15 protein-coding genes and 1 tRNA gene are annotated in these 22,404 nt (G+C 69.3%); 11 read left to right on the forward strand and 5 right to left on the reverse strand.

Going from position 1 to position 22,404, the window contains the following annotated elements; translation table 11 throughout:
- Nucleotide 1: 1 nt before the first annotated feature.
- The 4 genes from D7X96_RS08685 to D7X96_RS08700 form a co-directional block, all read right to left on the reverse strand.
- Complete coding sequence (locus tag D7X96_RS08685; protein WP_121769461.1) at nt 2–1,510, reverse strand: OB-fold nucleic acid binding domain-containing protein; 1,509 nt, start codon at nt 1,508–1,510, stop codon at nt 2–4.
- 56 nt (nt 1,511–1,566) lie between these two features.
- Nucleotides 1,567–2,706, reverse strand: coding sequence for a class I SAM-dependent rRNA methyltransferase (locus tag D7X96_RS08690; RefSeq protein WP_120547841.1), 1,140 nt, complete (start codon nt 2,704–2,706; stop codon nt 1,567–1,569).
- A gap of 127 nt (nt 2,707–2,833) precedes the next feature.
- A complete protein-coding gene (locus D7X96_RS08695; protein ID WP_120547802.1) occupies nt 2,834–3,208 on the reverse strand; it encodes a hypothetical protein in 375 nt (124 codons plus the stop codon).
- 48 nt (nt 3,209–3,256) lie between these two features.
- Nucleotides 3,257–4,852 (reverse strand): NAD(P)/FAD-dependent oxidoreductase, encoded by a 1,596-nt coding sequence (locus D7X96_RS08700; protein WP_120547801.1) that lies wholly within the window; start codon nt 4,850–4,852, stop codon nt 3,257–3,259.
- Between the two features lie 320 nt (nt 4,853–5,172).
- Here D7X96_RS08700 and D7X96_RS08705 point away from each other — a divergent pair, with 320 nt between their 5' ends.
- On the forward strand, nt 5,173–5,385 hold the full coding sequence (locus tag D7X96_RS08705; RefSeq protein ID WP_233609634.1) for a hypothetical protein: 213 nt from the start codon (nt 5,173–5,175) through the stop codon (nt 5,383–5,385).
- Between the two features lie 103 nt (nt 5,386–5,488).
- Here D7X96_RS08705 and D7X96_RS08710 read toward each other — a convergent pair whose 3' ends face one another.
- The gene (locus D7X96_RS08710; RefSeq protein WP_120547799.1) at nt 5,489–6,133 is read right to left on the reverse strand and encodes a diacylglycerol kinase; all 645 of its coding nucleotides are present in this window, start codon (nt 6,131–6,133) and stop codon (nt 5,489–5,491) included.
- An 80-nt stretch (nt 6,134–6,213) separates the two neighbouring features.
- Between D7X96_RS08710 and D7X96_RS08715 the strand changes: the two genes are divergently transcribed.
- The 10 genes from D7X96_RS08715 (at nt 6,214) to darT (ending at nt 22,399) form a co-directional block, all read left to right on the forward strand.
- Entirely contained in the window at nt 6,214–9,102 is a 2,889-nt protein-coding gene (locus D7X96_RS08715; protein ID WP_121769462.1) for a golvesin C-terminal-like domain-containing protein, read from the forward strand.
- Between the two features lie 97 nt (nt 9,103–9,199).
- Nucleotides 9,200–10,213, forward strand: a complete 1,014-nt coding sequence (gene gap, locus D7X96_RS08720; protein ID WP_121723997.1) for a type I glyceraldehyde-3-phosphate dehydrogenase — start codon at nt 9,200–9,202, stop codon at nt 10,211–10,213.
- Between the two features lie 56 nt (nt 10,214–10,269).
- Nucleotides 10,270–11,463 carry a phosphoglycerate kinase gene (locus tag D7X96_RS08725; RefSeq protein ID WP_121723998.1) on the forward strand — a complete coding sequence of 398 codons (1,194 nt, stop codon included), beginning with the start codon at nt 10,270–10,272 and terminating at the stop codon, nt 11,461–11,463.
- Between the two features lie 36 nt (nt 11,464–11,499).
- Nucleotides 11,500–12,261 carry a triose-phosphate isomerase gene (tpiA, locus tag D7X96_RS08730; RefSeq protein WP_121769463.1) on the forward strand — a complete coding sequence of 254 codons (762 nt, stop codon included), beginning with the start codon at nt 11,500–11,502 and terminating at the stop codon, nt 12,259–12,261.
- A gap of 84 nt (nt 12,262–12,345) precedes the next feature.
- On the forward strand, nt 12,346–12,759 hold the full coding sequence (secG, locus tag D7X96_RS08735; protein ID WP_014398035.1) for a preprotein translocase subunit SecG: 414 nt from the start codon (nt 12,346–12,348) through the stop codon (nt 12,757–12,759).
- Nucleotides 12,760–12,844: 85 nt separating this feature from the next.
- Nucleotides 12,845–12,926 (forward strand) — tRNA-Leu (locus D7X96_RS08740).
- A gap of 371 nt (nt 12,927–13,297) precedes the next feature.
- Entirely contained in the window at nt 13,298–14,047 is a 750-nt protein-coding gene (locus D7X96_RS08745) for a hypothetical protein (RefSeq protein WP_121769464.1), read from the forward strand.
- 3 nt (nt 14,048–14,050) lie between these two features.
- Nucleotides 14,051–18,139 (forward strand): protein kinase domain-containing protein, encoded by a 4,089-nt coding sequence (locus tag D7X96_RS08750; protein ID WP_121769465.1) that lies wholly within the window; start codon nt 14,051–14,053, stop codon nt 18,137–18,139.
- Between the two features lie 10 nt (nt 18,140–18,149).
- A complete protein-coding gene (pglX, locus tag D7X96_RS08755) occupies nt 18,150–21,734 on the forward strand; it encodes a BREX-2 system adenine-specific DNA-methyltransferase PglX (protein ID WP_121769466.1) in 3,585 nt (1,194 codons plus the stop codon).
- The gene (gene darT / locus D7X96_RS08760) at nt 21,731–22,399 is read left to right on the forward strand and encodes a type II toxin-antitoxin system toxin DNA ADP-ribosyl transferase DarT (RefSeq protein ID WP_121769467.1); all 669 of its coding nucleotides are present in this window, start codon (nt 21,731–21,733) and stop codon (nt 22,397–22,399) included. The genes pglX and darT overlap by 4 nt, the downstream gene beginning before the upstream one ends.
- Nucleotides 22,400–22,404 lie beyond the last annotated feature (5 nt).

Consider the following 22,404-nt stretch of genomic DNA (forward strand, 5'->3'; position numbering starts at 1 on the left):
TTCAGCCCTCCGAACCACCCTCACCACCGGACTTCGGGGCCGGCGCCAGCGCGCTGAACGGCTTGAAGGTCAGCTCGCCGGGCAGGCTCTTGGGGTCGCGGGGCGGACGGTCCTCGCGCGGCGGACGCGCGGGGCGCTCCTCGCGGGGACCCCGGTCCTCGCGGGGCGGACGGTCCTCGCGCGGCGGACGCTCGGCGCGGGGCTCGCGGGGCGGCCGCGGCGGACGCTCCGGACGGGCCTCCTGGGACGCGGGGGCGGAAGCACCCTCGCCAGCCGGGGCGGACGGGGCCTTGTCGGCGCGCGCCTTGCGCTTCTCCTCGCGGTGCTTGCGCCGGCCACCCTCCACCGGAGCCCGGCCGCGGCCCGTGGGCACGAAGCCCTTCCAGAGCGACCGGTCATACGCGCGCAGGTGATCCGTCCAGCGCTCGTTCGGATCGCGCTGCATGGCCTCCACCCAGCCGGAGATGCGGGCGTCGAGCGCGCTGAGCGTGTCGACGATCTGCGCCTCCAGCGTCACCGGCACCTTCGCGCCGGGAGCGCCGGACGGGCCCGACTGGGAGATCGCCAGGTGCGTCAGGTGCTGCTCCAGCAGCGGCGGGAAGCCCGGGATGCCCACGGTCTTCTCGCGGATCTTCTGCGCGGCCAGCACCGCGTGGCCCACCAGCCGGCCCTCGTCGGACGTGTCGAAGCCCTTGTCGGACGCGTCGCCGGCCTTCATCACGTCGTGCAGGAACGCGCCGGCCAGGAGCAGGTCGCGGTCCGCCATGGGGTAGTGGTCCGACACGCGCAGGGTCAGGCGCATCACAGACAGGACGTGCTCGGCCAGACCGCCGCGCCACGCGTGGTGCACGCCCTTGGCCGCCGGAGCCACCGGCAGCGCCGCGGACACCTGCGCGTCGTCCAGGAACGCCAGCAGCAGCTGCTTCACGAACGGGTCGTTGACGCGCTCGGTGATGAGCTCGCGGATCTGCCCCACCGCGCGCGGGCCACCGCCGCCCTCGTGGCGCTCGGCCTTGGCTTCCGCCTGCTTGCCTTCGCCAGACTTCGCTTCACCGGCCTTGGCCTCGGCCTTGGCTTCACCGTTCTTGGCCTCAGGCTTGGCCTCGGGGGCCTTCGCCTCGGCGGGAGGGGCGGGGGGCGGCTCGAACTCCTTGGGGTCGAGCGGCTCCGGATCCAGCCGCTCCACGGCCTCCACGACGACCTGGGTGCGGCCGTGGAAGACGATGACGCTGCCCTGCACCAGGACGAAGTCACCGTTCTGGAAGACGGGCTCGAGCGCGTCCACCTTGTCGAACACGCGCGCGTCCACCGTGCCGCTCTTGTCGGCCAGGGACAGCGAGAGGAACACCTTGCCACTGCGCGCGTTCACCTTCTCCTTCTTGGTGACGCGGAAGACGGTGTGGACCCGGTCCTTCTCGCGCAGGTCCGCCGCGTACACCTTGCGGACGGTCTCGACGGAAGCCTCCGGGGTGGAAGAGGTCGCGGCCTGGGACTCGTTTTCGGTTGTCATCGCGGCGCGGACACTAACACCGAGGAGGCCCCGTCGAGGGCGAATCCGCACCGGCTCTAGCTCACCTCGAGCGCCACCGCCTCCAGGTACTCGGCCCCCGGGGAGCCGACCGGCGCCGGGTGGTCCGGCGGCAATCCCATCCGTACCAGCCGGAATGCGATGCGCGCCTCCTGCTCGCAGGCCGTGGCCACGCACTCCGTGAACGAGCCCAGCGCCAGCGGTGGGTGATAACCGACCACGAGCAGCCGCCCTCCATGGCGGGTGCGCCGCAGGGCCAGCCGGACCTGTTCGATGAAGTCCTCCTCGGACGCCACGCTCAGCGTGTCGAGCAGCACCAGGTCGAAGGTCTCCTTGATCGCCCGGAGCACGGCCAGCGGCTCGCCCTGTTCCACCGTCACCCGGCCGAGCAGCCCGTTGGCCTCCGCGTTCTCCCGCGCCAGGTCCGCCGCGTCCGCGTTGCCGTCGAAGGCCAGAATCTGCTTCGCCCCGTGGCGCCCCGCGTGGACGAAGAGGCCGCCCACGTTGCAGGCGACGTCCAGCACCCGGTCCCCGTTGCCGGTGCGGCCCAGGAAGCGGCGCAGTTCGCGGTGATCATACGCGTAGCCCGTGCCCCGGCCGTAGGTGAGGTCCACGGTGAAGCGCGCGCCCATCTCCAGCAGGCGGCACCAGCGCGGCGGCGTGCCGTACATCACGTGCGGACGCTGCGCGGGCAGGCCCAATGCCTTGCGCCGGAGTGTGTCGTTGCGCAGCAGCACTGAGCCCGCCCCCGTCACCTCGACCAGCGTGCGGGTGATCTCCTCCTGCCGCGCGTCCATGGAGCGGGTGAGCGTCTGGACGACGAAGTGTTGGTCATACCGGTCCACGATGAGACCCGGCAGCCCGTCCCCGTCGTCGTTGACGATGCGGCAGAAGCGCGGGTCGTCCACCAGCCGGCCGCGCCGCTCGAAGGCGTGGCGCACGTGGCGGGGGATGAGCCCCTCCACGGATTCGTCCGGCAGGCCCAGGCGGCGCACGGCGTAGGACGCCTCCAGGTCCACGTCTCCCAGCCCCAGGACGTGTCCGTCCTCGTCCTTGAGCTGCATGGGCGTGCCGGGCTGCGGCTCGCCCTCCATGGAGACGATGTCCTCGCGGCGCAGCCAGGGAGCGCCATGGCGAAGCTTGCGGGCGGCTTCTCGGGACAGGTAGGTGCTGAGCAAGGTGCGGTCCTCCTCCAGCGCGATGGCAGGCACCCCGCGGGGTGCCCTCCACCAAACATGGGCCTTGGGGGGCCTGCTGGCGGCGAGGGCCGTGCCGCTGCCCTGGAGGGCAGGGGAGGGAGCGGCGCTAGAAGACGGGAGGCGGCCGCTTGTAGGCCTTGAAGGTCACCCGGGTGAGCAACCCGCTGACCACCAGGGCCAGCGCGATGCCCATCATCCGGACGTTCCAGTTCGTGCCGGTGAAGAGCAGCACGAGCGCGAGCACGCCCACCGCCACCGCGCCCACCACCGTGAGCGTCTGGGCGCGCTTGGACGTCTCCCCCGCCTGGGGCTTCCTCGCCCGGGCCAGGACGGGCAGCGAGGACGCCTTGCGCCACTTCTCCGCGCCGTCCTCGCGCACCTCGTCGTCCGGGTCCACCAGCCCCTGCATGTAGGCGCGCTCGATGTCGCCCAGCGAGGGGAACATCAGCTCACCATCCGGGGTGCGCACGCGGTACGCCATGGCTCTCTCCTCCCTCCCGGCCAACCCTGCCCGGTGGGGGCGGGGACCTCAAGCCAGCTCGGTGGCAATCTGCTCAGCGGCGCGCAGTCCATCAATGGCGGAGGAGACAATCCCGCCCGCGTAGCCGCAGCCCTCGCCCACCGGGTACAGGCCGCGCATGGACACCGACTGCAGGTCGTCACCCCGGGTGATGCGCACCGGCGAGGACGTGCGGCTCTCGATGCCGATGAGCTTCCCCTCGTCGCTGATGAAGCCCTTCATCTTCCGGTCGAACGTGCGCAGCGCCGCCTTGAGGGACTGGGTCAGCCGCTCCGGGAAGAGCTGGTTCAGGTCCGTGTGCGCCAGGCCCGGGCGGTAGCTGGTGTCACCCGGATCCTTCTTCACGCGGCCGGCCAGGTAGTCCGGGATGGTCTGCGCGGGCGCGTAGAAGCGGCCTCCGCCCAGCTTGTAGGCCTCCGACTCCCAGTGCCGCTGGAACTCCAGGCCCGCCAGCGGCCCGTGGAAGCCCTCGCGCGCGAAGTCCGCGACGGACACCGACACGACGATGCCCGCGTTGGCGTACTTCGCGTTGCGGCGCGAGTTGCTCATGCCGTTGGTGCACTGCAGCCCCTCTTCCGTGGGCGTGGGCACCACGATGCCGCCGGGGCACATGCAGAACGAGTAGACGCCGCGCACCTCGCCGTCCACGTCCAGGTTCTCCGCCAGCTTGTAGTCCGCGGGCGGCAGCTTGGCGTGCTTCGCCGCGGAGCCGTACTGGATGCCGTTGATCAGCGCCTGCGGGTGCTCCGCGCGGAAGCCCAGCGCGAAGGGCTTGGCCTCCACGCTCACGCGGCCGTCGGCGGCGAAGCGCTCGTACAGCTCGCGCGCGGAGTTGCCCGGCGCCAGGATGACGCGGTCGCTCTCCAGCGTGCGCCCGTCCGCCATCTTCACGCCCGCGATGCGGCCGTCGCGGTAGAGCAGGTCGTCCACGCGCTGCTCGAAGTACACCTGGCAGCCGCCCGCGATGAGCTCCTCGCGCAGCTTCGCCACCGCGCCCGGCAGCAGGTCGGAGCCGATGTGCGGCTTGCCCTCGATGAGGATGTGGTCCGGCGCGCCGTACTTCGCGAAGGCTTCAATCACCTTGCGCACCATGGGGTGGTTGATGCGCGTGGACAGCTTGCCGTCCGTGTACGCGCCCGCGCCGCCCTCGCCGAAGTTCATGTTGCTCTCGCGGTCGAGCGACCCGTCGCGCATGAGCTTCGCCACGTCCTTGCGGCGCGTGACGACCTCCTTGCCGCGCTCCAGCAGGATGCTGCGCACGCCGCGCTCCAGCAGGCCCAGCGCGCAGAACAACCCCGCGGGTCCGGTGCCGATGATGAGCGGCAGCTTCTCCGGCTCCTTCACGCGCGGCGGCAGATCCGGCGGGGGCGGGGCCTCGCTCACGTCCGGCGGCAGCCGCGGCGCCTTGCGGCCCGGGGCCAGCTCCACCTCCAGCGTGTAGATGTAGCGCGGGCTGCCCTTCTTGCGCGCATCCAGCACCGAGCGCACCACCCGCACGGAGGCGAGGTCGCTCCGGGTGACCCCCAGCTTCTCCGCCGCGCGCTGGCCGAGCAGCTCCTCCGGCTCGTCCAGCCACAGCCCGATGTTGTTCACCCGGTACGCCATTGTGTTCTGACTCCTCGATGGGGGGGCGTATGTGCTCCACCCCCCGGAGGGAATGCAAGCACTTGAAAAGACAAGATGGCCTGGGGGGTGGGTGCGAACCCGGTGATGCACCCGCCACCGCGTTCCAGGCGGAGCGGACGGCCGGGTGCGTAACCCCCTTCGCACACTCCACGTTCCGTGCCGTCCGCTTCCGGGCCTCAACCCCTGAGGACTGCTGAAGAATCCGTTCGGAAGAGAACGGCTGGCACGGCAGTTGAAGACCGGACCCGCAAGTAGATGCGGCGCCCCGACACGGCGCGCCGATTCCGGAGGCAATTCCCGTGAGCACCGACCAAAAGGGCACCCGCATCCTCGCGCGCACGTTCTTCAACCAGCTGCGCGCAAGCGGTTACACGCCGCACCAGGTCATTGGCATCGCCACGGAGCTCCTGGAGCTGGTGACGACCGACCTGAGGGAAGGCGACAAGGCCGTCGCCGCCGCCCAGTCGACGCCGGCCCCGGACTCCGGGGCAGGCTTTCAGCAGCGGGCGTAGCGCCTTAGACTCCAGCGCATCAACCCTCCGCGGGTGAGCGGGCTCCGGACTGGTTCCGGGCGCCCCACCCGCGAGGTGGCGGCAGCACCCCTCGGTTCGTCGTTCAGTCCCGCGGATGGCGCCTGCGCTCGCGGGCCGCCGCGGCGGCGATGACGAGCAGCGCGGCGGTGAGCGCGGTGAAGACGAGGCTCGCGGACGTGGGCGCCGTCAGCGCGAGCAGCCCCAGGGCCAGCAGGAACGCGAGCATGTCCACGGCCGCGGGCCGGGGCTGGGGCAGCACCAGCACCGTGGCGCACCCGGCCAGCGGCAGCCCCAGCGCGACCTGCCGGAAGATGGCGTCCGTGCTGGTGCGCACCGTCTCCCAGTAGTTGATCAGGATGGCGGCGAAGATGACGACCGTGCCGCCCGCGAGCACGAGCACGCCCGCGGCCGCCGCGTCCTTGGTGAGGCGGGCCTTCTCGTCGAACTGCTGCACGGCCAGATCCACCAGCTGCTCCAGCGCGCTGTTCAGAATCTCCGCGAAGAAGATGAGCAGCACGCAGAAGATGAGCGTCACCTTCTCCGCGAGCCCCAGCGGGATGCCGCTGCCCACCAGCCCCACCAGCACGCCGGAGATGAGGTGGATGCGCATGTTGCGCTGCCAGGCCACGGTGTGGATGAGCCCTGCCCACGCATGTCCGAACGAGGCGAACAGCCCGTTGCTGCGGCGGGAGGGAAACTGGGGACGGGAAGGTGCAGGAACGGTCATCGGAAGGTGAAGGGGTGGGCAGGCTAGCACCCACCGGTCCGATTGAAGCGGGGGAGTGAAGGGGTAAGGTCGGCCGCGTGATGCGAACGTTCCCCCCGTCCTGGTCGCGCACGCTGGCGCTGACCCTGCTGTGCACCTCCGTCCTCGCTCATGCGCAGGGCACCCCTGAAGCCTTCGAAGGCGACGGCCTGGGGCTGGAGCCACCGGGTGTTCAATACCTGCCAGCTCCGGCGCCCCGCGCCCATGAGCAGCGCCGCCTGTCGCCGGATGCGCCCGCCGTGGTGCGCCGCGAGGCGCGCCCCGTGAAGTCCAACGTGAAGACGGCGGGCGTGCCGCAGACGCGGCGGGGCGAGGGAGCGCTGTCCGGCAAGGTCATCTACCTGAGCCCGGGCCACGGCTTCTATCGCAGCGAGCCGTTGAAGCGCTGGGCGACGCAGCGGCCCAACACCTGGGGCGTGGTGGAGGACTTCATCTCCGCGGAGGTGGTATCGCAGGAGCTGCAGCCCCTGCTGATGGCCGCGGGCGCCACGGTGGTGACCGTGCGCGAGTCGGACCTGAACCCGCTCATCGCCACGGTGGACAACGGCGGCACGGGCTACGCGGAAGCAGGGGACTCCAGCCGCTTCCACGCCTCCACGCAGAAGGGCTGGGCCCCGCCGCCCGTGCCCATGGCCAACAACGTGGAGCCCTTCACCCTGGGCACCACGCGCACGCTGGACACGGCGGCGTCCTCCAATGCTCGGGCGACGTGGACGCCGGACGTGCCGGCGGACGCGGCCTACAACGTCTACGTCTCCTACGGCTCCGGCGCCACGCGCGCGACGGACGCGCACTACGTGGTGAAGCACGCGGGAGGCGAGAGCCACTTCCGGGTGAATCAGCAGCGCCACGGTGGGACGTGGGTGCTCCTGGGGCGCTTCTACTTCAAGGCCGGAGCGCACCCGGAGTCGGGCGCGGTGGTGCTGGAGAACGACTCGGCGCAGGGCGCGGGCGCGACGCTGTCCGTGGACGCGGTGCGGCTGGGCGGTGGCCGGGGCCTCATGGGCGACGCGGCGCAGGGGCCGCTGTTGCGTCCGCGCTTCGAGGAGAGCGGGCGCTACCACGTGCAGTACAGCGGCGCGCCGTTCAGCGTCTACGCGCCCACGGGAGCGAATGCCCTTTCCAACGAGCGCAACGCGGACGTGAACTCCCGGCCGCGCTTCGCCGCGTGGCTGCACGAAGAGGGCGAGGACGCCGTCTACGTCGCGTGGCACACCAACGCGGGCACGTCCGGCACCATCCGGGGGACAGAGGCCTACGTCTACGGACCGAACCCGGTGGACGGCACGCTCAACTTCACCGGCGTGAAGGACAGCGACGTGCTGGGGCGCGCGCTGTTGTCGCAGATTGACGTGGACCTCAAGCGCGAGGTGGATCCGAACTGGCGGGTGCGCAGCCTGCGCTCGGCGAACCTGGGCGAGGTGAGCCCCACGCACAACCCGGAGATGCCCAGCGTGCTCCTGGAGATGGCGTACCACGACAACACGACGGACGCGGGGGCCCTCAAGGAGGCCCGCTTCCGCCACGTGGCCGCGCGCGCCATCGTGCAGGGGTTGATCAAGTACTTCGCGACCCGTGACGGTCAGGCGGTGAACCTGCCGCCGGAGACGCCGGGTGCGGTGGTGGCGCGCAACGCGACGCCGGGCGCGGTGGAGGTGAAGTGGACGGCGCCGCCGCAGGTCGCGTCGGAGGAGGGCCGCGACGCGCCCACGGGCTACCGGCTCTACCAGAGCGCGGACGGCTTCGGCTGGGACGAGGGCTCGGACGTCCAGGGCACGACGGCCACCGTCACGCTGTCACCCGGCACGCTGCGCTACTTCCGCGTGGCGGCGGTGAACGCGGGCGGCGAGTCCTTCCCGTCCGCCACGGTGGGCGTGCGGGTAGGGGACGCGGCGCCGGTGCTGCTGGTCAACGCGTACGAGCGGCTGGACGCCTCGGTCGCGTGCGGCGAGGAGTTGGAGACGCCATACGACCTGGAGGCCCCGCTGCGCGTCTACCTGGAGGCGACGAACGACGGCAGCTACCTGCGCCAGCACGGCGCGGCATTCGCGCAGTCCGCGGTGGCGTTCGACAGCGCGACGGGCAACGCGGTGGCGGCCGGTCTGGTGTCGCCCACGGGCTACCGGCTGGTGGACTGGTCCACCGGGCGCGGAGGCGTGAGGGGCGCGGGCCTGACGCGCACGGAGCAGGACGCCCTGCGCGCGTTCGTCACCGGGGGCGGGCACCTGATGCTGTCGGGTGGACGCACGGTGTCCACGCTCGCGGCAGGGACGGCGGACGACAAGCTGTTCCTCGCGGACATCCTCCGCGCGTCCATCGCGGCGGGGGCGCCGGCGGCCAGGGTGGAGGGCTCGGCGGGTGGGCTCCTTTCGGACCTGCCGGCCACGGCGCTGGCGGATGGGACGACGCCCGGCGCCTACCCGGTGGGGGTGACGGACGTGCTGGCACCCACGGGCGGCGGCGCGGACGTGCTGCGCTACACCGGCACGTCGCTGGGCGCGGGCGTGCTCTCCTCGGGCACGGCGCCCGCAGGCCAGGTGCTGGTGCTGGGCTTCCCGTTCGAGGGCCTTGCGTCCAATCGTGAGCGTTCGCGGCTGGTGGGCGCGTTCCTGGTGCGCTCGGGAATTGTCGCCCAGGCGCCAGCGCTGCCCGCAGCGGACGTGACGCCCGCGGTCAGCCCCCGGCCGCTGTCGTCCTGCGTGGCGGTGCGCGAGGTGGATCCGCATCCGGCCCCGCCTCCGCCTCCGCCGCCTCCTCCGCCACCGGAACCGACGGTCGTCCCGGCGCTCCCGAATGACTATTCCCCCAAGGGGGACAGCGGCTGCGGATGCGGGGCCGGCGCGGGAACGGCCTCCGGGCTCTGGCTGTTGGCCGGGGTGATTGTTCAGCTCCGACGTGCGCGCGCGAAAGCGGCCCACGCGAAGCGTTGACTCGGCGGGGGCGCCTGCCTACGGTCGCCCGCCTTCTTTACGAGATTCATGACGGTGGGCCGCGAAGGCCCACTCCTTCAAGGAGACGAGACACACCATGGCCATCAAGCTCGCCATCAACGGCTTCGGTCGTATCGGTCGCTGCATCCTGCGCGCCGCGCTCAGCCGCAAGGAAGACCTCGAGATCGTCGCCATCAACGACCTCGACAAGCCGGCGGCGCTGGCCCACCTGTTCAAGTACGACTCCGTTCACCGCACGTGGCCGGGCGAGGTGAGCCACACGGACAAGGGCATCGTCGTCAACGGCAAGGAGATCGCCGTCACCGCGGAGAAGGACCCCTCCGCGCTGCCCTGGAAGAACATGAACGTGGACGTGGTGATGGAGTGCACCGGCCGCTTCACGGCCCGTGACGCCGCCGCCAAGCACCTGGCCGCCGGCGCCAAGAAGGTCATCATCTCCGCGCCGGCCAAGGGCCCGGACATGACCATCGCGTACGGCATCAACCACCACGAGTACGACCCGGCCAAGCACCACATCGTGTCCAACGCCTCGTGCACCACCAACTGCCTGGCGCCCATCGCCAAGGTGCTGGTGGACAACTTCGGCATCGAGAAGGGCCTGATGACGACGGTGCACAGCTACACCAACGACCAGCGCATCCTGGACCTCACGCACGACGACATGCGCCGCGCCCGCGCCGCCGCGCTGTCCATGATCCCCACCAGCACCGGCGCCGCGAAGGCCATCGGTGAGGTGCTCCCGGCGCTCAAGGGCAAGATGCACGGCCTGTCCGTCCGCGTCCCCACCCCGAACGTGTCCCTGGTGGACCTGACGGTGAACACCTCCAAGAAGGTCACCGCCGAAGAGGTCATCGCCGCGATGAAGGCCGCCGCCAACGGCGCGCTCAAGGGCGTGCTCGAGTTCAGCGACGCGCAGACGGTGTCCGTGGACTACAACGGCAACCCGCACTCGGCCATCTTCGACGCCACCAACTGCTACGTGATGGGCGACAACCTGCTCAAGGTCATGGCCTGGTACGACAACGAGTGGGGCTTCTCCAACCGCATGGTCGACACGGCGAAGTTCCTCGTGTCCAAGGGCGTGGCGTAAAGCCGCGCTTCACTGGCACCCCAGGCTGACCGAGACAGGCACAAGGGACACCCAAGATGATCCGCTACATCGATGACCTGCAGTTGACCGGCAAGCGCGTCTTCATCCGCGTGGACTTCAACGTCCCGCTGGAGGGGCGCCGCGTCACCGACGACACCCGCATCCGTGAGGCGCTGCCCACCATCCGGCGCGCGCTGGAGATGGGCGGCAAGGTCATCCTGGCGTCCCACCTCGGTCGGCCCAAGGGGCCGGACCCCAAGCTGTCCACGGTGCTCGTCGCGGAGAAGCTCGCGGAGCTCCTCGGCGGCAAGCACGAGGTCATCCACGCGGACGACTGCGTGGGTGACAACGTGAAGAAGCAGGTGAATGACTTGAAGGCGGGCCAGGTCCTCCTCTTGGAGAACCTGCGCTTCCACAAGGAGGAGGAGGCGAACGACGAGGCCTTCTCGCGCGAGCTGGCGGCGCTGGCGGACGTCTACGTCAACGACGCGTTCGGCACGGCGCACCGCGCGCACGCGTCCACGGCCGGCATGGTGCCCTTCGTGAAGGAGAAGGCCGCCGGCTTCCTGATGCGCAAGGAGATCGAGTACCTGGGCGACAAGGTCCTGCGCAACCCGCAGAAGCCCTTCGTGGCCATCCTGGGCGGCTCCAAGGTGAGCGACAAGATCAAGGTCATCGAGAGCCTGCTGCCCAAGGTGGACGCGCTGCTCGTGGGCGGCGCCATGGCGTACACGTTCCTCAAGGCCCAGGGCATCGAAGTGGGCAAGAGCCGGGTGGAGGAGGGCGACAAGCTGGCGCTGGCGGCGAAGCTGCTGGACACGGCCAAGCGCCTGAAGACGCCGCTGGTGCTCCCCATCGACCACATCGTGTGCGCGGACCTGGAGGGCAAGGGGCCGGTGAAGGAGACGCCGGATCAGGTCGTCCCCGCGGACATGATGGGCCTGGACATCGGCCCGAAGACGCGCGCGATGTTCACGCAGCGCATCCGCGACGCGAAGACGGTGGTGTGGAACGGGCCCATGGGCCTGTTCGAGGTGGCGAAGTTCGCGGAAGGCACGCGCTCGGTGGCCGCGGCGATGTCCATCAACAAGGACGCCACCACGGTGATTGGCGGCGGCGACAGCGCGGCGGCGGTGGAGCAGATGGGCTACGCGGACAAGATGAGCCACGTGTCCACGGGCGGTGGCGCGTCGCTGGAGTTCCTGGAGGGCCGGGAGCTGCCCGGCATCAAGGCGCTGGAGACGAAGTAGGGCACCCACGCGGTACGCACCGGGGGAGACACCACGATGGCTCGTCGGAAGATCGTCGCTGGCAACTGGAAGATGAACAAGACGGTGCCGGAAGCGCTCGCGCTGGTGCGGGAGCTTCGCGGCGCGGTGGCGGCCTTGGGCGACAAGGTCGAGGTGGCCATCGCGCCCCCGTTCGTGGCCCTGCAGCCGCTGCACATCGCGCTGGAGGGCGCCCCCCTCCAGCTGGCGGCGCAGAACTGCCACTGGGAGTCCTCGGGCGCCTTCACGGGCGAAGTCAGCGCGCCGATGCTGGCGGAGCTGGGGTGCGCCTACGTCATCGTGGGGCACTCGGAGCGCCGGCAGTTCTTCGGCGAGACAGACGCCACGGTGAACAAGCGCGCCAAGGCGGTGAAGGCCGCCGGGATGACGCCCATCGTCTGCGTGGGTGAGACGCTGGCCGAGCGCGAGTCCAACCAGACGCTCACGGTGGTGGAGCGCCAGGTGCGCGGTGCGCTGGAGGGCTTCTCCGGGGCGGACGTGGCCACGTTCGTGCTGGCGTACGAGCCGGTGTGGGCCATTGGGACGGGCCGGACGGCGACCACGGCGCAGGCGCAGGAGGTCCACGCGGCCATCCGGGGCCTGCTTACCCGGATGTACGACGTGGGGACGGCCGACCGGGTCCGCATCCAGTACGGCGGCAGCGTGAAGCCGGACAACGCGGCGGAATTGCTGGGGCAGCCGGACGTGGACGGGGCGCTCGTGGGGGGAGCGAGCCTCAAGGCGGCGGACTTCGTGGCCATCGTCAAGGCGGCCGGCTGAAGCGGCTGCTCCCGTTAGAAGTTGTCACCCCTTGAGCACTTTGTGTAGGTTGCGCCCTCTTTTCACGGAGCGTTTGGAACACCCATGCTGACCTTCTTCACGATCGTGCACGTCCTGCTCTGCGTGTTCATGATCTTCGTCATCTTGCTGCAGCCGGGGAAGGACGCCGGCATGGGTTCCGCCCTCGGTGGCGGCGCCGCGACGAGCGCCTTCGGTGGGCGCGGCGCGGTGACCTTCTTGAGCAAGCTGACGGGCGTCTGCGCCGGCTTGTTCTTCCTGACCTCGCTGGGCCTGTCCTTCGTGGGCCTGCGCGGTTCGGTGGCCGCGGGCGGTTCCGTGGCCACGCCGCCGGCGAAGACGGCCCCGGCGACCCCGGGCGCCACGACGCCGCCTCCGGCGACCCCGGGCGCGGTGGAGCAGGAGCGCTCCGCGACGCCGCCGGCGGAGGGCCAGCAGGCTCCCGCGCCGACGACGCCGGCTCCGGCGCCCGCGCAGTAGCCGTCAGGAAGCATCGGATTCACGCGACCGTTGAAATGGTTGTTGCGTGAATCCACGGGGTCCGGTACATGGACCCCGCCGAAACGCCCAGGTGGTGGAACTGGTAGACACACCATCTTGAGGGGGTGGCGCCGAAAGGTGTGCGGGTTCGAATCCCGCCCTGGGCACTCCGAACAAGAGCCTCCGAGTCGAAAGACTCGGGGGCTTTTGTCGTTTCCGGGCTGTGGCCTTCAAGCGCATGTCGGGGGCGGGCACCGCATCGTTCTTCACATTCAGCGTCAGGCGGTCGCAGCCATCGCTATGTCGATGCTGGCATGCCCGGCTGCTGCTGACGGTCCGCGCTTCGGAGTGTGCAAGCTCCGATGCTTCGCATGTCTTGCTGGCGCTCCAGTAGCCACCGTACCCTTGAAGGGGCTTGCTCCCTGCGCTTACGGCTGCCCTGAACTCTGAACAAATGAGTGACGCGTGAGCGACGAGAGACCAACGGTTCATGAGGTCGTAACCCTGTTCACGGGGACCCGACGCGGGGAGATCGCTAATGCCGTCCCTTGATGTGTCCTCGCTGAGCGACGCTCAGCGGCCCACCGGTGTCTGGGCTGCATCGCTGCTCCACGCCCTCGCGCGCGACGAAGCCGAGGGCCGCCGTCGGCCACGGCTCACCGAGCCGAAGCTCGCCACCTGGTCCCGCTTCCGAGGGCGCCTGTCGAGCGTCGACCTCGTCTCGCTGCTCTTCGAGGACGCCGCCGTCCTCCATCGCGTGCCCTTCGATCCCGAGGCCGTCGGTGGCGCGCTGCGCCCCGAGCGCCTGCCGGAAACGGTCACCGACGACTGGCTCAAGGCCATCGCGTCCCTGCCACTGAACACGGCCGGTGCTGACTACATCCTCGAGCAGGCGCGCCTGCTCGGCCTGCCGACGCGCATGGCGCGCTCGGACCTGCACGTCATGAAGCCTCATCAGAAGGTCCTCGAGCTGCCGGGCACCGGCGGCCAGCTTGCGCACCACCTCGTGAGCAGCCAGAAGGACATCACTCTGCAGGACAACTTCTCCGTCGCATGCGGGTCCTGGCAGGAGCTGACGCTCGCGGGCGTCGTCGCGCTCGAACTCGGCGCACCGCACTCCGACTTCGCTACGCGCGCCGACGCGGCCGACCTCAAGAACCCGGAGCACCCGCTCCGTCAACGCTCCTTCGACTTCGTCGTCGGACTCCACCCCGACAAGGGCGGACTCTTCCGCGTCGAGGACCAGCTCGCCATCTGGTTCCCGACCGCGAAGGTCCTGTGGGTGTGAAAGATGGCGGCCAAGTTCATCCAGATCGGTGAGCCCGCGCACGATGCCGAACGGCAGGCGCTCCGCTTCCTCGTCGATGGGTTGACAGAGAGCTTCACCGTCTACGGCAACGCGTGGCTCGTGGAGCGCAGCGGCGTCGTCTATGAGCTCGACGCCGTCGTCGTCGCGCCGCACGCAGTCTTCGTCGTCGAGATCAAGTCGTACCGAGGCCGTATCGAGGGCACCGACAACGACTGGTGGCTGCCCGAGAAGATCAGAAGCCCCCTCAAGCTGAATCGCATTACGTCCCAGGTCCTCAAGTCGCACCTGAAGAACACGAACTACCAGGCTGGCCAGGTGTGGACCGAAGGCCTCGTGTTCCTGTCGGCCACGACTGACGTCGCCGTGCGCGGCCCGGCGAGCAACGACCGCGTCCACACGCGCAAGACCATCCTCGCCGCGCTCCAGGATCCCGAGCTCGTCAAGCGCATGAGTGGCGGGCGCGCACTCATGCCCTCGTCAAACGCCGAGCGCGAACTGCTCGAACTGTTCACGGGCGCGCAGAGCGGGCCACGCCCGGTGCGCCGCGTTCGCGAGTACGAGGTCGTCGAGACCTTCGATCATCACGACACCTTCACGGAGCTGCTCGGGAAGAACACGCTGTCGGGGGCAGAGCGCGTGCTGCGCATCTACAGCGTCCCACCCCTCGCCACGCAGACGCAGCGCGACCGCATCGCCGAGCGCGCGCGGTGGGAAGCGCAGGTCCTCGGTCGCCTCGGTCGCAGCGAGGGTGTACTCACCGCCGATCCGCCCTTCTCCGACGAGGCGGGCATCGTACTGCCGCTCGAGCACTTCAAGGGCATCACGCTCACCACCTGGGTCGAGCGCTACGGGCCCGACGCGCGCGGCAAAGAGAAGGCTGAGCTCCGCGTCCGCACGGACCTCTGGATCCGCATCGCCCAGACCCTTGACGAGGTGCACCGTCAGGGCGTGGTCCATCGCCTGCTTCGGCCCGACGTCGTCCTCGTCGAGGACAAGCAGGAGCCGACAGAGGTGCGCGTCACAGGTTTCGATCTCGCGAAGCAGATGACGAGCGACGCCACCATCTCCCTTACCACCATCCACGACGACCGGCTCGTGTACGCGGCGCCCGAGGTGGTGACCGCGTTCTCCAGTGCAGAGCCCGCGTCCGACCAGTTCAGCCTTGGTGCGATGCTGGCGCTCGTCCTCACCGGCAAGCCGCTCTTCGAGAACACCCGCCAGCTCATGGCGCAGCGCCGGCTCATGCGCCGCGTGCGCGACATCTCGCAGCGCCTGCCCCTCAGCCTCGACGAGGCCGTCGCCAAGATGGTCGAGCTGCGCGCCACCGACCGCTACGCCACGCTCGCCGAGGCCATCGCGGCCGTGCGCGTCGGGCGCGCCCCGTCGCCCCGCGTTCAGGCGCTCGTCCCGAACATCGGGCGCGCGCCGCTCGATGCCGACAACCTCCAGGCGAGCCAGCGGATCGGCTCCGACTACGAGATCGTCACGCGCCTCGGCCAGGGAGGCATGGCCGTCGTCTACGCCGCGCGCCACCTGGTCAGCGGGCGCACCCGCGCCCTGAAGATCGCGCGCTCGGAGGACGCCGCGGAAGAGGCCCTGCGCGGCGAGTACACCGTGCTCACCGGGCTCGATCACCCGAACATCGTGCGGGTCATCGACCTTTCCAAGATGGTCGAGGGCCGCCTGACGCTCGTCATGGAGCGGGTGAGCGGCATGAACCTGCGCCAGTGGCTCGGGCAGCACCCAGCCCCCGAGCCCACCACGCAGCGCCGCCTCGCCGAGGACCTCATCGCGGGCCTCGACTACCTCGAGCAGAAGTCGGTCACGCACAAGGACCTCAAGCCCGACAACCTGCTCGTCTCCGACGGGCGGCTCACCCTCATCGACTTCAGCCTCGCGGCCATGCCCGAGGACGCGCCCTACGGCGGCACCGCCCTCTACCGCGACCCGGCGAGCGCACGCTGGACGCATGCCACCGACCGGTTCGCCGCCGCGCTGTGCCTGTTCGAACTCTATGCCGGCCGACACGCCTTCGAGGGCCGCGTGCCCGAGCCGGGGCAGGTTCCGATCGTCGCTGACGACGACATCCAGCCCACGGGCCTCGCCGCGTTCTTCCGCAAGGCACTCGATCCGACGCCCGAGAAGCGCTTCCCGTCGGCGCGCGCCATGCGAGAGGCGCTGCTTGTCGCGCTCGGCGAGGACACGAGCACATCGTCCTCCGTCCCGCCGCCCAGGCAGATCGACGCGACCACGCCGCTGCGCACCTCCGGGCTCTCGACGCGCGCTATCAACGCGCTTGCCCGCTGCCAGGTCCACACGGTGGGCCAGCTCCTCGCGCTGCCTGCCGCACAGGTGCGCGCCATTCATGCCATCGGCACCAAGACCGCGAACGACATCATCGCCTTCCAGGAGACGCTGCGTGGTCGCGGGCTCGAAGGCACCGAGGCGGTGGGCACGCTCGAGCCTCCGCTCTTGCCCGACCTCTGCTCCTCCCCCGAGCCCGTGCAGAAGCTCCCGCTCGGAGAGACGCTGCGCTCGGCGCTTGCCGCGGGCGGGCTCCCCACTGTCGGCGCCGTGGCAACGGTCACGCGCAGCGCGCTGCTTACGCTCCCGGGCATTGGCCGCAAGAGGCTCGCCGAAGTCGTCGAGGCCCTGTACCAGTTCCGTGCGTACACTGAAGGCAGGGCGACGGGGGGCGACGACGGTGCCCACACGCTCGATCGCGTCTGGGATCTCACGACAAGGCCGCTCACCCCCGAGCAGCGCATCGCCGTCGAGCGCGTCATCGGAATCACCGGCGAGCCCGAGACACAGGAGCAGATCGCTGAAGACCTCGGGACCAATCAGTCGAAGGTCAGCCACGACGTCTCGAAGGGGCTCGAGCGCATGGACCTCTCGGCGCTCGCTGACCTCACGAGCGCCTTCGACGCGGTGGTTGATGGCTTTGGTGGCCTCGTGCGGCTTGACGAAATCGGCCAGCGCTTCGAGAGCGAGTGGCCCGCCGGCGTCGTGACGGGCGAAGGCATCGTGCGCGTGATCGTGCGCGTCACGCCCGGTCGCGCGCACATCTTCGAGGTCGACGGCGCCGAGCAGCCGCTGGTCGCTCGCCCCATCTTCGACCGCGAGACGGTCAAGGCGTTCGCCGCCGAGGTGGTGCGCCTCGCCAGTCAGTGGCCGCCCGTCGAGCCCGACACCGCGCGGCGCACGCTCGCGGGGCTGCTACCTCACTTCGACGGCGATCCGCTCGCCCTCGGCGTGCGCATCTGCGAGGACGTCGAGATCGCCGAGACGGGACACCTCTTCATCGGCCCGGTCGACCCGAAGCACAGCATCGGCTTCGTGCTCGACCAAACCCGCGAGCCGCTTCAGCTCGAAGATCTCGCCGTGCGCGTGCGGCGCATCTTCGGCCCGCATACGCCGTACCCCGATCCCGACCACCTGCTCGCCATCCTGCGCGACCTCGACTGCCGCGTTCAGGGCGCCCTGGTACTGCCGGGCCGAGCGGGCTCCATCGTGGCCGCGCAGCCGCTTGCTGCCGACGAGCTGCCGAACAGCTTTGGCGCCGAGCGCAGCCCCGAACTGGTGGTGCGCGACATGCTGAAGGAGGCTGCCGGGTCGCGCGGCTTCCGCATGCTGGTGACACCGCCCGAGGGCCACGCCGAGATCGGGCGCTCCGTCGCCGCCGCACTCGGGGGCAAGTGGGTCTCATTCGATGACGCCTTCTTCGATGAGCATGCCGCCGACATCAAGTCACTCGAGCGTGCCGAGCGCTTCGTCGCCCAGCGTGAGGCGCTCACCGAGGCGGCCGAGCAGACGCTGTTCAACCTGCTCGAAGAGCACGGACAGCCGGGCAGGGTGATCGTCCTCGGCGACACCCCGCTCTTCGGCCTGTGCGAGGCGCTCGACCTTCCGCGCCGCCTCTACGACGAGACGCTCTCCGGCAGCCGGGGCTTCTGGATCCTCGTGGTCCCGGGCGTCATCCACAACCGCCAGCCGCGCTTCAACGAGGGCCCCACCATGTGGCACCTTGAAGGCGCGACGCTGCCTCTTCTGCACCCCCTTCCGGGCTGAGCCATCATCGATGAAAGCGAACGACCGAGCCCGATTGACCACCGCTCTCCGCGACCACGTCGCGAAGATCGCCGCCGACCTGCGCGCGAAGATGCGCGCGACCGGCGCTGCGCGTGCGGCCGCCGAGCAGCTCCACAAAGACGAGCGCGTCGCCGAGGACTTCGATGTCTGGACGGACCTCCTCTCGCGCCGCGCGGCAGTGCTTTGGGTGCTCAAGAGCGTCTACGTGCGCGTGCTCGAAGACCGGGGGCTCCTCGAGCCAGGACGACTGCTAGATCCTGAGGCACAGCAGCTCTTTGAGAAGCTCGCGCCGAACCTCGGCGAGACAGCCTTCCTGCGCTGGGTCTACAAGGACCTCGCCAACTCGCGCGGGGGCGTGCCCGAGCTGTTCAGCCCCCAGCCCGCCGAGGTGGCGCTACCGTCGGACGAGCTTTCGCGATCGCTGATCGGATTCTGGCGCCACCGAGACGCCGACACGGGCGCGGTGTGGAGCTTCGCCGAGGAGCGCTTCGAGGGCGAGCTGATGGGCGACCTGTACCAGGAGCTCGATCCGGTCGTGAAGGACCGCTTTGCGCTCTGCCAGACACCCGACTTCGTGCGCGCCTTCATCCTCGACCGCACGCTGACGCCGGCCATTGAGACCTTTGGCGCCGACGAAGTGCGGCTGCTTGATCCCGCATGCGGCTCAGGCCACTTCCTGATCGACGGCTTGAAGCGCCTCGTCGCTGCGACCGCTGAGAAACACAAGCACTGGTCGAAGGAGAAGGTCGTCGCGCACGCCCTTGACCGCGTTGTCGGCATCGACCTGAACGACTACGCCTGCGCGCTTGCCCGCACGCGCCTCATCATGACCGCCGCCGAACTGGCGGGCGTGACGAAGCTCGCTGACGCTGCGCGCTTCCATCCACATGTCTACTGGGCCGATGGGCTTGAGCAGGTCGAGAAGGAGGAGCAGAAGCCCTCGCTTCAGTTCTCGCTCTTCGAAAAGGTCGAGGAGCGCCCGCGCGCCACGCTCACGCGGTCGGACGTGCGCGCTGCGCTGAAGAAGGTGTTCGAGAGGAAGTTCCACGCGGTAGTGGCGAACCCGCCATACATCCTCGAGCGCGACGAGGCGCGGAAGGAATACCACCGCGAACTTGTCGGCAAGAACCGACGCTACGTGTCGGCGACCGGCAAGTACTCGCTCGGTGCGCCCTTCACCGAACGCTGCTTCCAACTCGCCGAGAAGGACGGCTTCGTTGGTCTGATCACAAGCAACAATTTCATGAAGCGCGAGTTTGGCAAGGCGCTCATCGAGAAGGTGCTCGCTGGCCTTGACCTGACGCTCGTCGCCGACACCTCGCAGGCATACATCCCTTTCCACGGCACGCCGACCATTTTGCTTTTCGGGCGCATGCGAAAGCCTGAGGCCACCGGTGTGCGCGCCGTCATGGGGAAACGCGGAGAAAGCGGGAGGCCGCAGGACCCATCGAAAGGCAGGGTCTGGACGAGCATCGCTGAAGGCTGGAGCCAAGCTGGCTTCGAGAACGAGTACGTGAGTGTCTCTGAGTTGCTGCGAGAGACGTTGGCTAAGCATCCTTGGAGCCTCGGCGGTGGTGGCGCCGCCGAGTTGAAGACGAAACTAGAAGGCACTGCGAAGGAACGTCTAGGAGCAATTGCTGCGCACGTTGGACCGACGGCGATTTGCGGCGAAGACGATGTGTACGTGTTCGACGGCCGTGTGCCTCCTCCCATTCGTCCCTACGTGATTCCCCTCGGCATGGGCGATTCGGTTCGAGACTGGAACTTGGGACCGCTGCCCTCGGTCATCTTTCCCTACGAAAGCGTTGGTGGCCCGGTCCTTCAATCGCTGCCTGATCCCGCAAACGACTGGCTCACGCGACACAAGAGCCGACTTCGAGCACGAGCCGCGTTCGGTGTGAAGCAAGAGGATCGAGGCCGGAAGTGGTTCGAGTTCCGCGACTACTACCCTGATAAGCTCCGCACGCCATTGTCGATCCCGTTCGCCGAGGTCAGCACTCACAACCACTTCGCACTCGATCGAGGCGGCAAGGTCTTCAACCAGACCGCACCGGTCATCAAGCTCCCGGTCGGCACGAGCGAGGACGAGCTCATTGCACTAATCGGCCTGTTGAACTCGTCGACCGCCAGCTTCTGGATGAAGCAGGTATTTCAGAACAAAGGCATTCGCGGCGAGGGCGGCGGCTTGACCGTCACGCTCTGGGAGCAGTTCTTCCAGCACGACTCGACGAAGATGAAGCTGTTCCCGGTTGTCGAGGCGCGGAATAAGACCATCCCGTACGCCGCGAAGCTCGACGCCCTTGCGCGCCAAAGGTCCGAGCGAAACGTTCGCAGCGTGATTGACGGCGCTGTTTGGCAATCCCCCGCCCAGCTCCGCCGTGCCATCGACGAACGCCACGCCGCAGACTTCGCAGACCTCTCACGCATGATCGCGCTTCAAGAGGAACTCGATTGGCTGTGCTACTCGCTCTACAGCCTCGACGAGGCGAGCGACGTCATTTCGCCGGAAAACGTCGAGCCGTGCCCGCCAACGTGGCTCCCCTGGAACCTCACCTTCGCGGAGAAGGACGCCGCGAACCGCGAGGCACTCGCGAATGGCCAAGAGCCCGACGAGCAACCGTCGGTGTGGTGGGAGCGGCATCGCTGGGAAGCGCTGATCGCGCTGCCTGACGAAGCCTCGCCCGCCCTCAAGAACCGCGTCGAAGCCCGCCGCGCGCGCACCGCCACGACGCCCGCGCTCGCCCTCATCGAGACCGCCAACTTCAAGCGCCGCTGGTACAAGCCCGACTACGCCGAGCAGGAGCGCGTCGCACTGAGCGAGTGGCTCGCGGATCGCGTCGAGCAATCCGCCAAGGCGCGCGCGTCGGCGTTCTCGCTCGAGCAACTTGTCGCGAATCTCCAAGACGACGCGCGCGTGCTCGCGGTGTGCGAGGTGATGACCGGCCGCAAGGACTTCAGCCTCTCGCAACTCATCGCCAGCGCGCTCCAGGGCGACGCTGTCCCGAGCCATCGCTTCCACGTCTACAAGCCCGCAGGCCTTGTGAAGCGCGAGGTCTGGGAGCGCACCTGGGCCGACCAGCGCCTCGAGGACGCGGGCGAGAAGGTCACACCCGAAGTCCCGCCCTCCTACGGCTCTGGCGACTTCCTCAGGTCCGACTACTGGCGCCTGCGCGGCAAGCTCGACGTCCCGAAGGAGCGCTTCATTTCCTTCACCGAGGTCCCCGGCCGCTCCGGCGTCGAGACGCTCTACGGCTGGGCGGGTTGGACCGCACAGCAGCGCGTGAAAGCCATCCTCGCCATCGACGAAGAGCTCGAGGACGCCTCGGCGCCGCTGGCCGACCGCATCGGCCTGCTCGACAGCGCGTGGCGCCTCTTGCCCGACGTGGCGCGCGAGGACGCCGCTACCGCCACGAGGCTCAAGGCCGAACTGCAAGCGCTCGTGGGCCCCGAGGGGCCGAGCCGCGAGCTCCTTGAGGAGTGGAAGAAGCGCTTCCCGCCGCCCACGGCTCGCGCCGCCAAGGGGAGGAAGGCTGCTGTAGCGCGTAAGGTAGACGAGAGCGAGGAGGACGAATGAGCCCGCCTCCTGCGGCGCCGCGAATCTATCACATCACGCACGTCGACAACCTCCCGGCCATCGTCGTCAACGGCGGCCTTATCAGCGACGCGGCGATGATTGCCCGGGGTGGCCCCAAGACAGCCATCGGTATGGGCACCATCAAGCAGCGGCGACTCTCGCTGCCGGTGAGCTGCCACCCCGGGCTCAATGTCGGTGACTGCGTGCCGTTCTACTTCTGCCCGCGGTCGATCATGTTGTTCGTGATCCACTGCGCGAACAACCCGGAGTTGGTCTATCGCGGCGGCCAGGGGCCGATTGTGCATCTCGAAGCAGACCTCGGCGGTGTCGTCGCCTGGGCCAACCAACAGCAGCGTCGCTGGGCATTCAGCCTCTCGAATGCCGGCGCGGGCTACGCGCAGTTCCGCGATAGCCTCACGAAGCTCGGCGACATCGACTGGCATGCAGTCGCCTCCCCGAACTTCTCCAACGGATCGTACACACCCAGCGGTCTGCCGGTGAAAGAAGGCAAGCAGGCCGAGTTCCTCTTGCACAACGACTTCCCGTGGGGCCTGGTGCAGCGCATCGGCGTGGCCTCGCAGGCCATCTCCATCAAGGCGCAAGCAGCCATCGCGAATGCGGCTCACACGCCGCAGATCTCGATCCAGCCGAGCTGGTACTTCTGAGGGAC

The organism is Corallococcus interemptor, from assembly GCF_003668875.1.
Classification (GTDB): Bacteria; Myxococcota; Myxococcia; order Myxococcales; family Myxococcaceae; genus Corallococcus; species Corallococcus interemptor.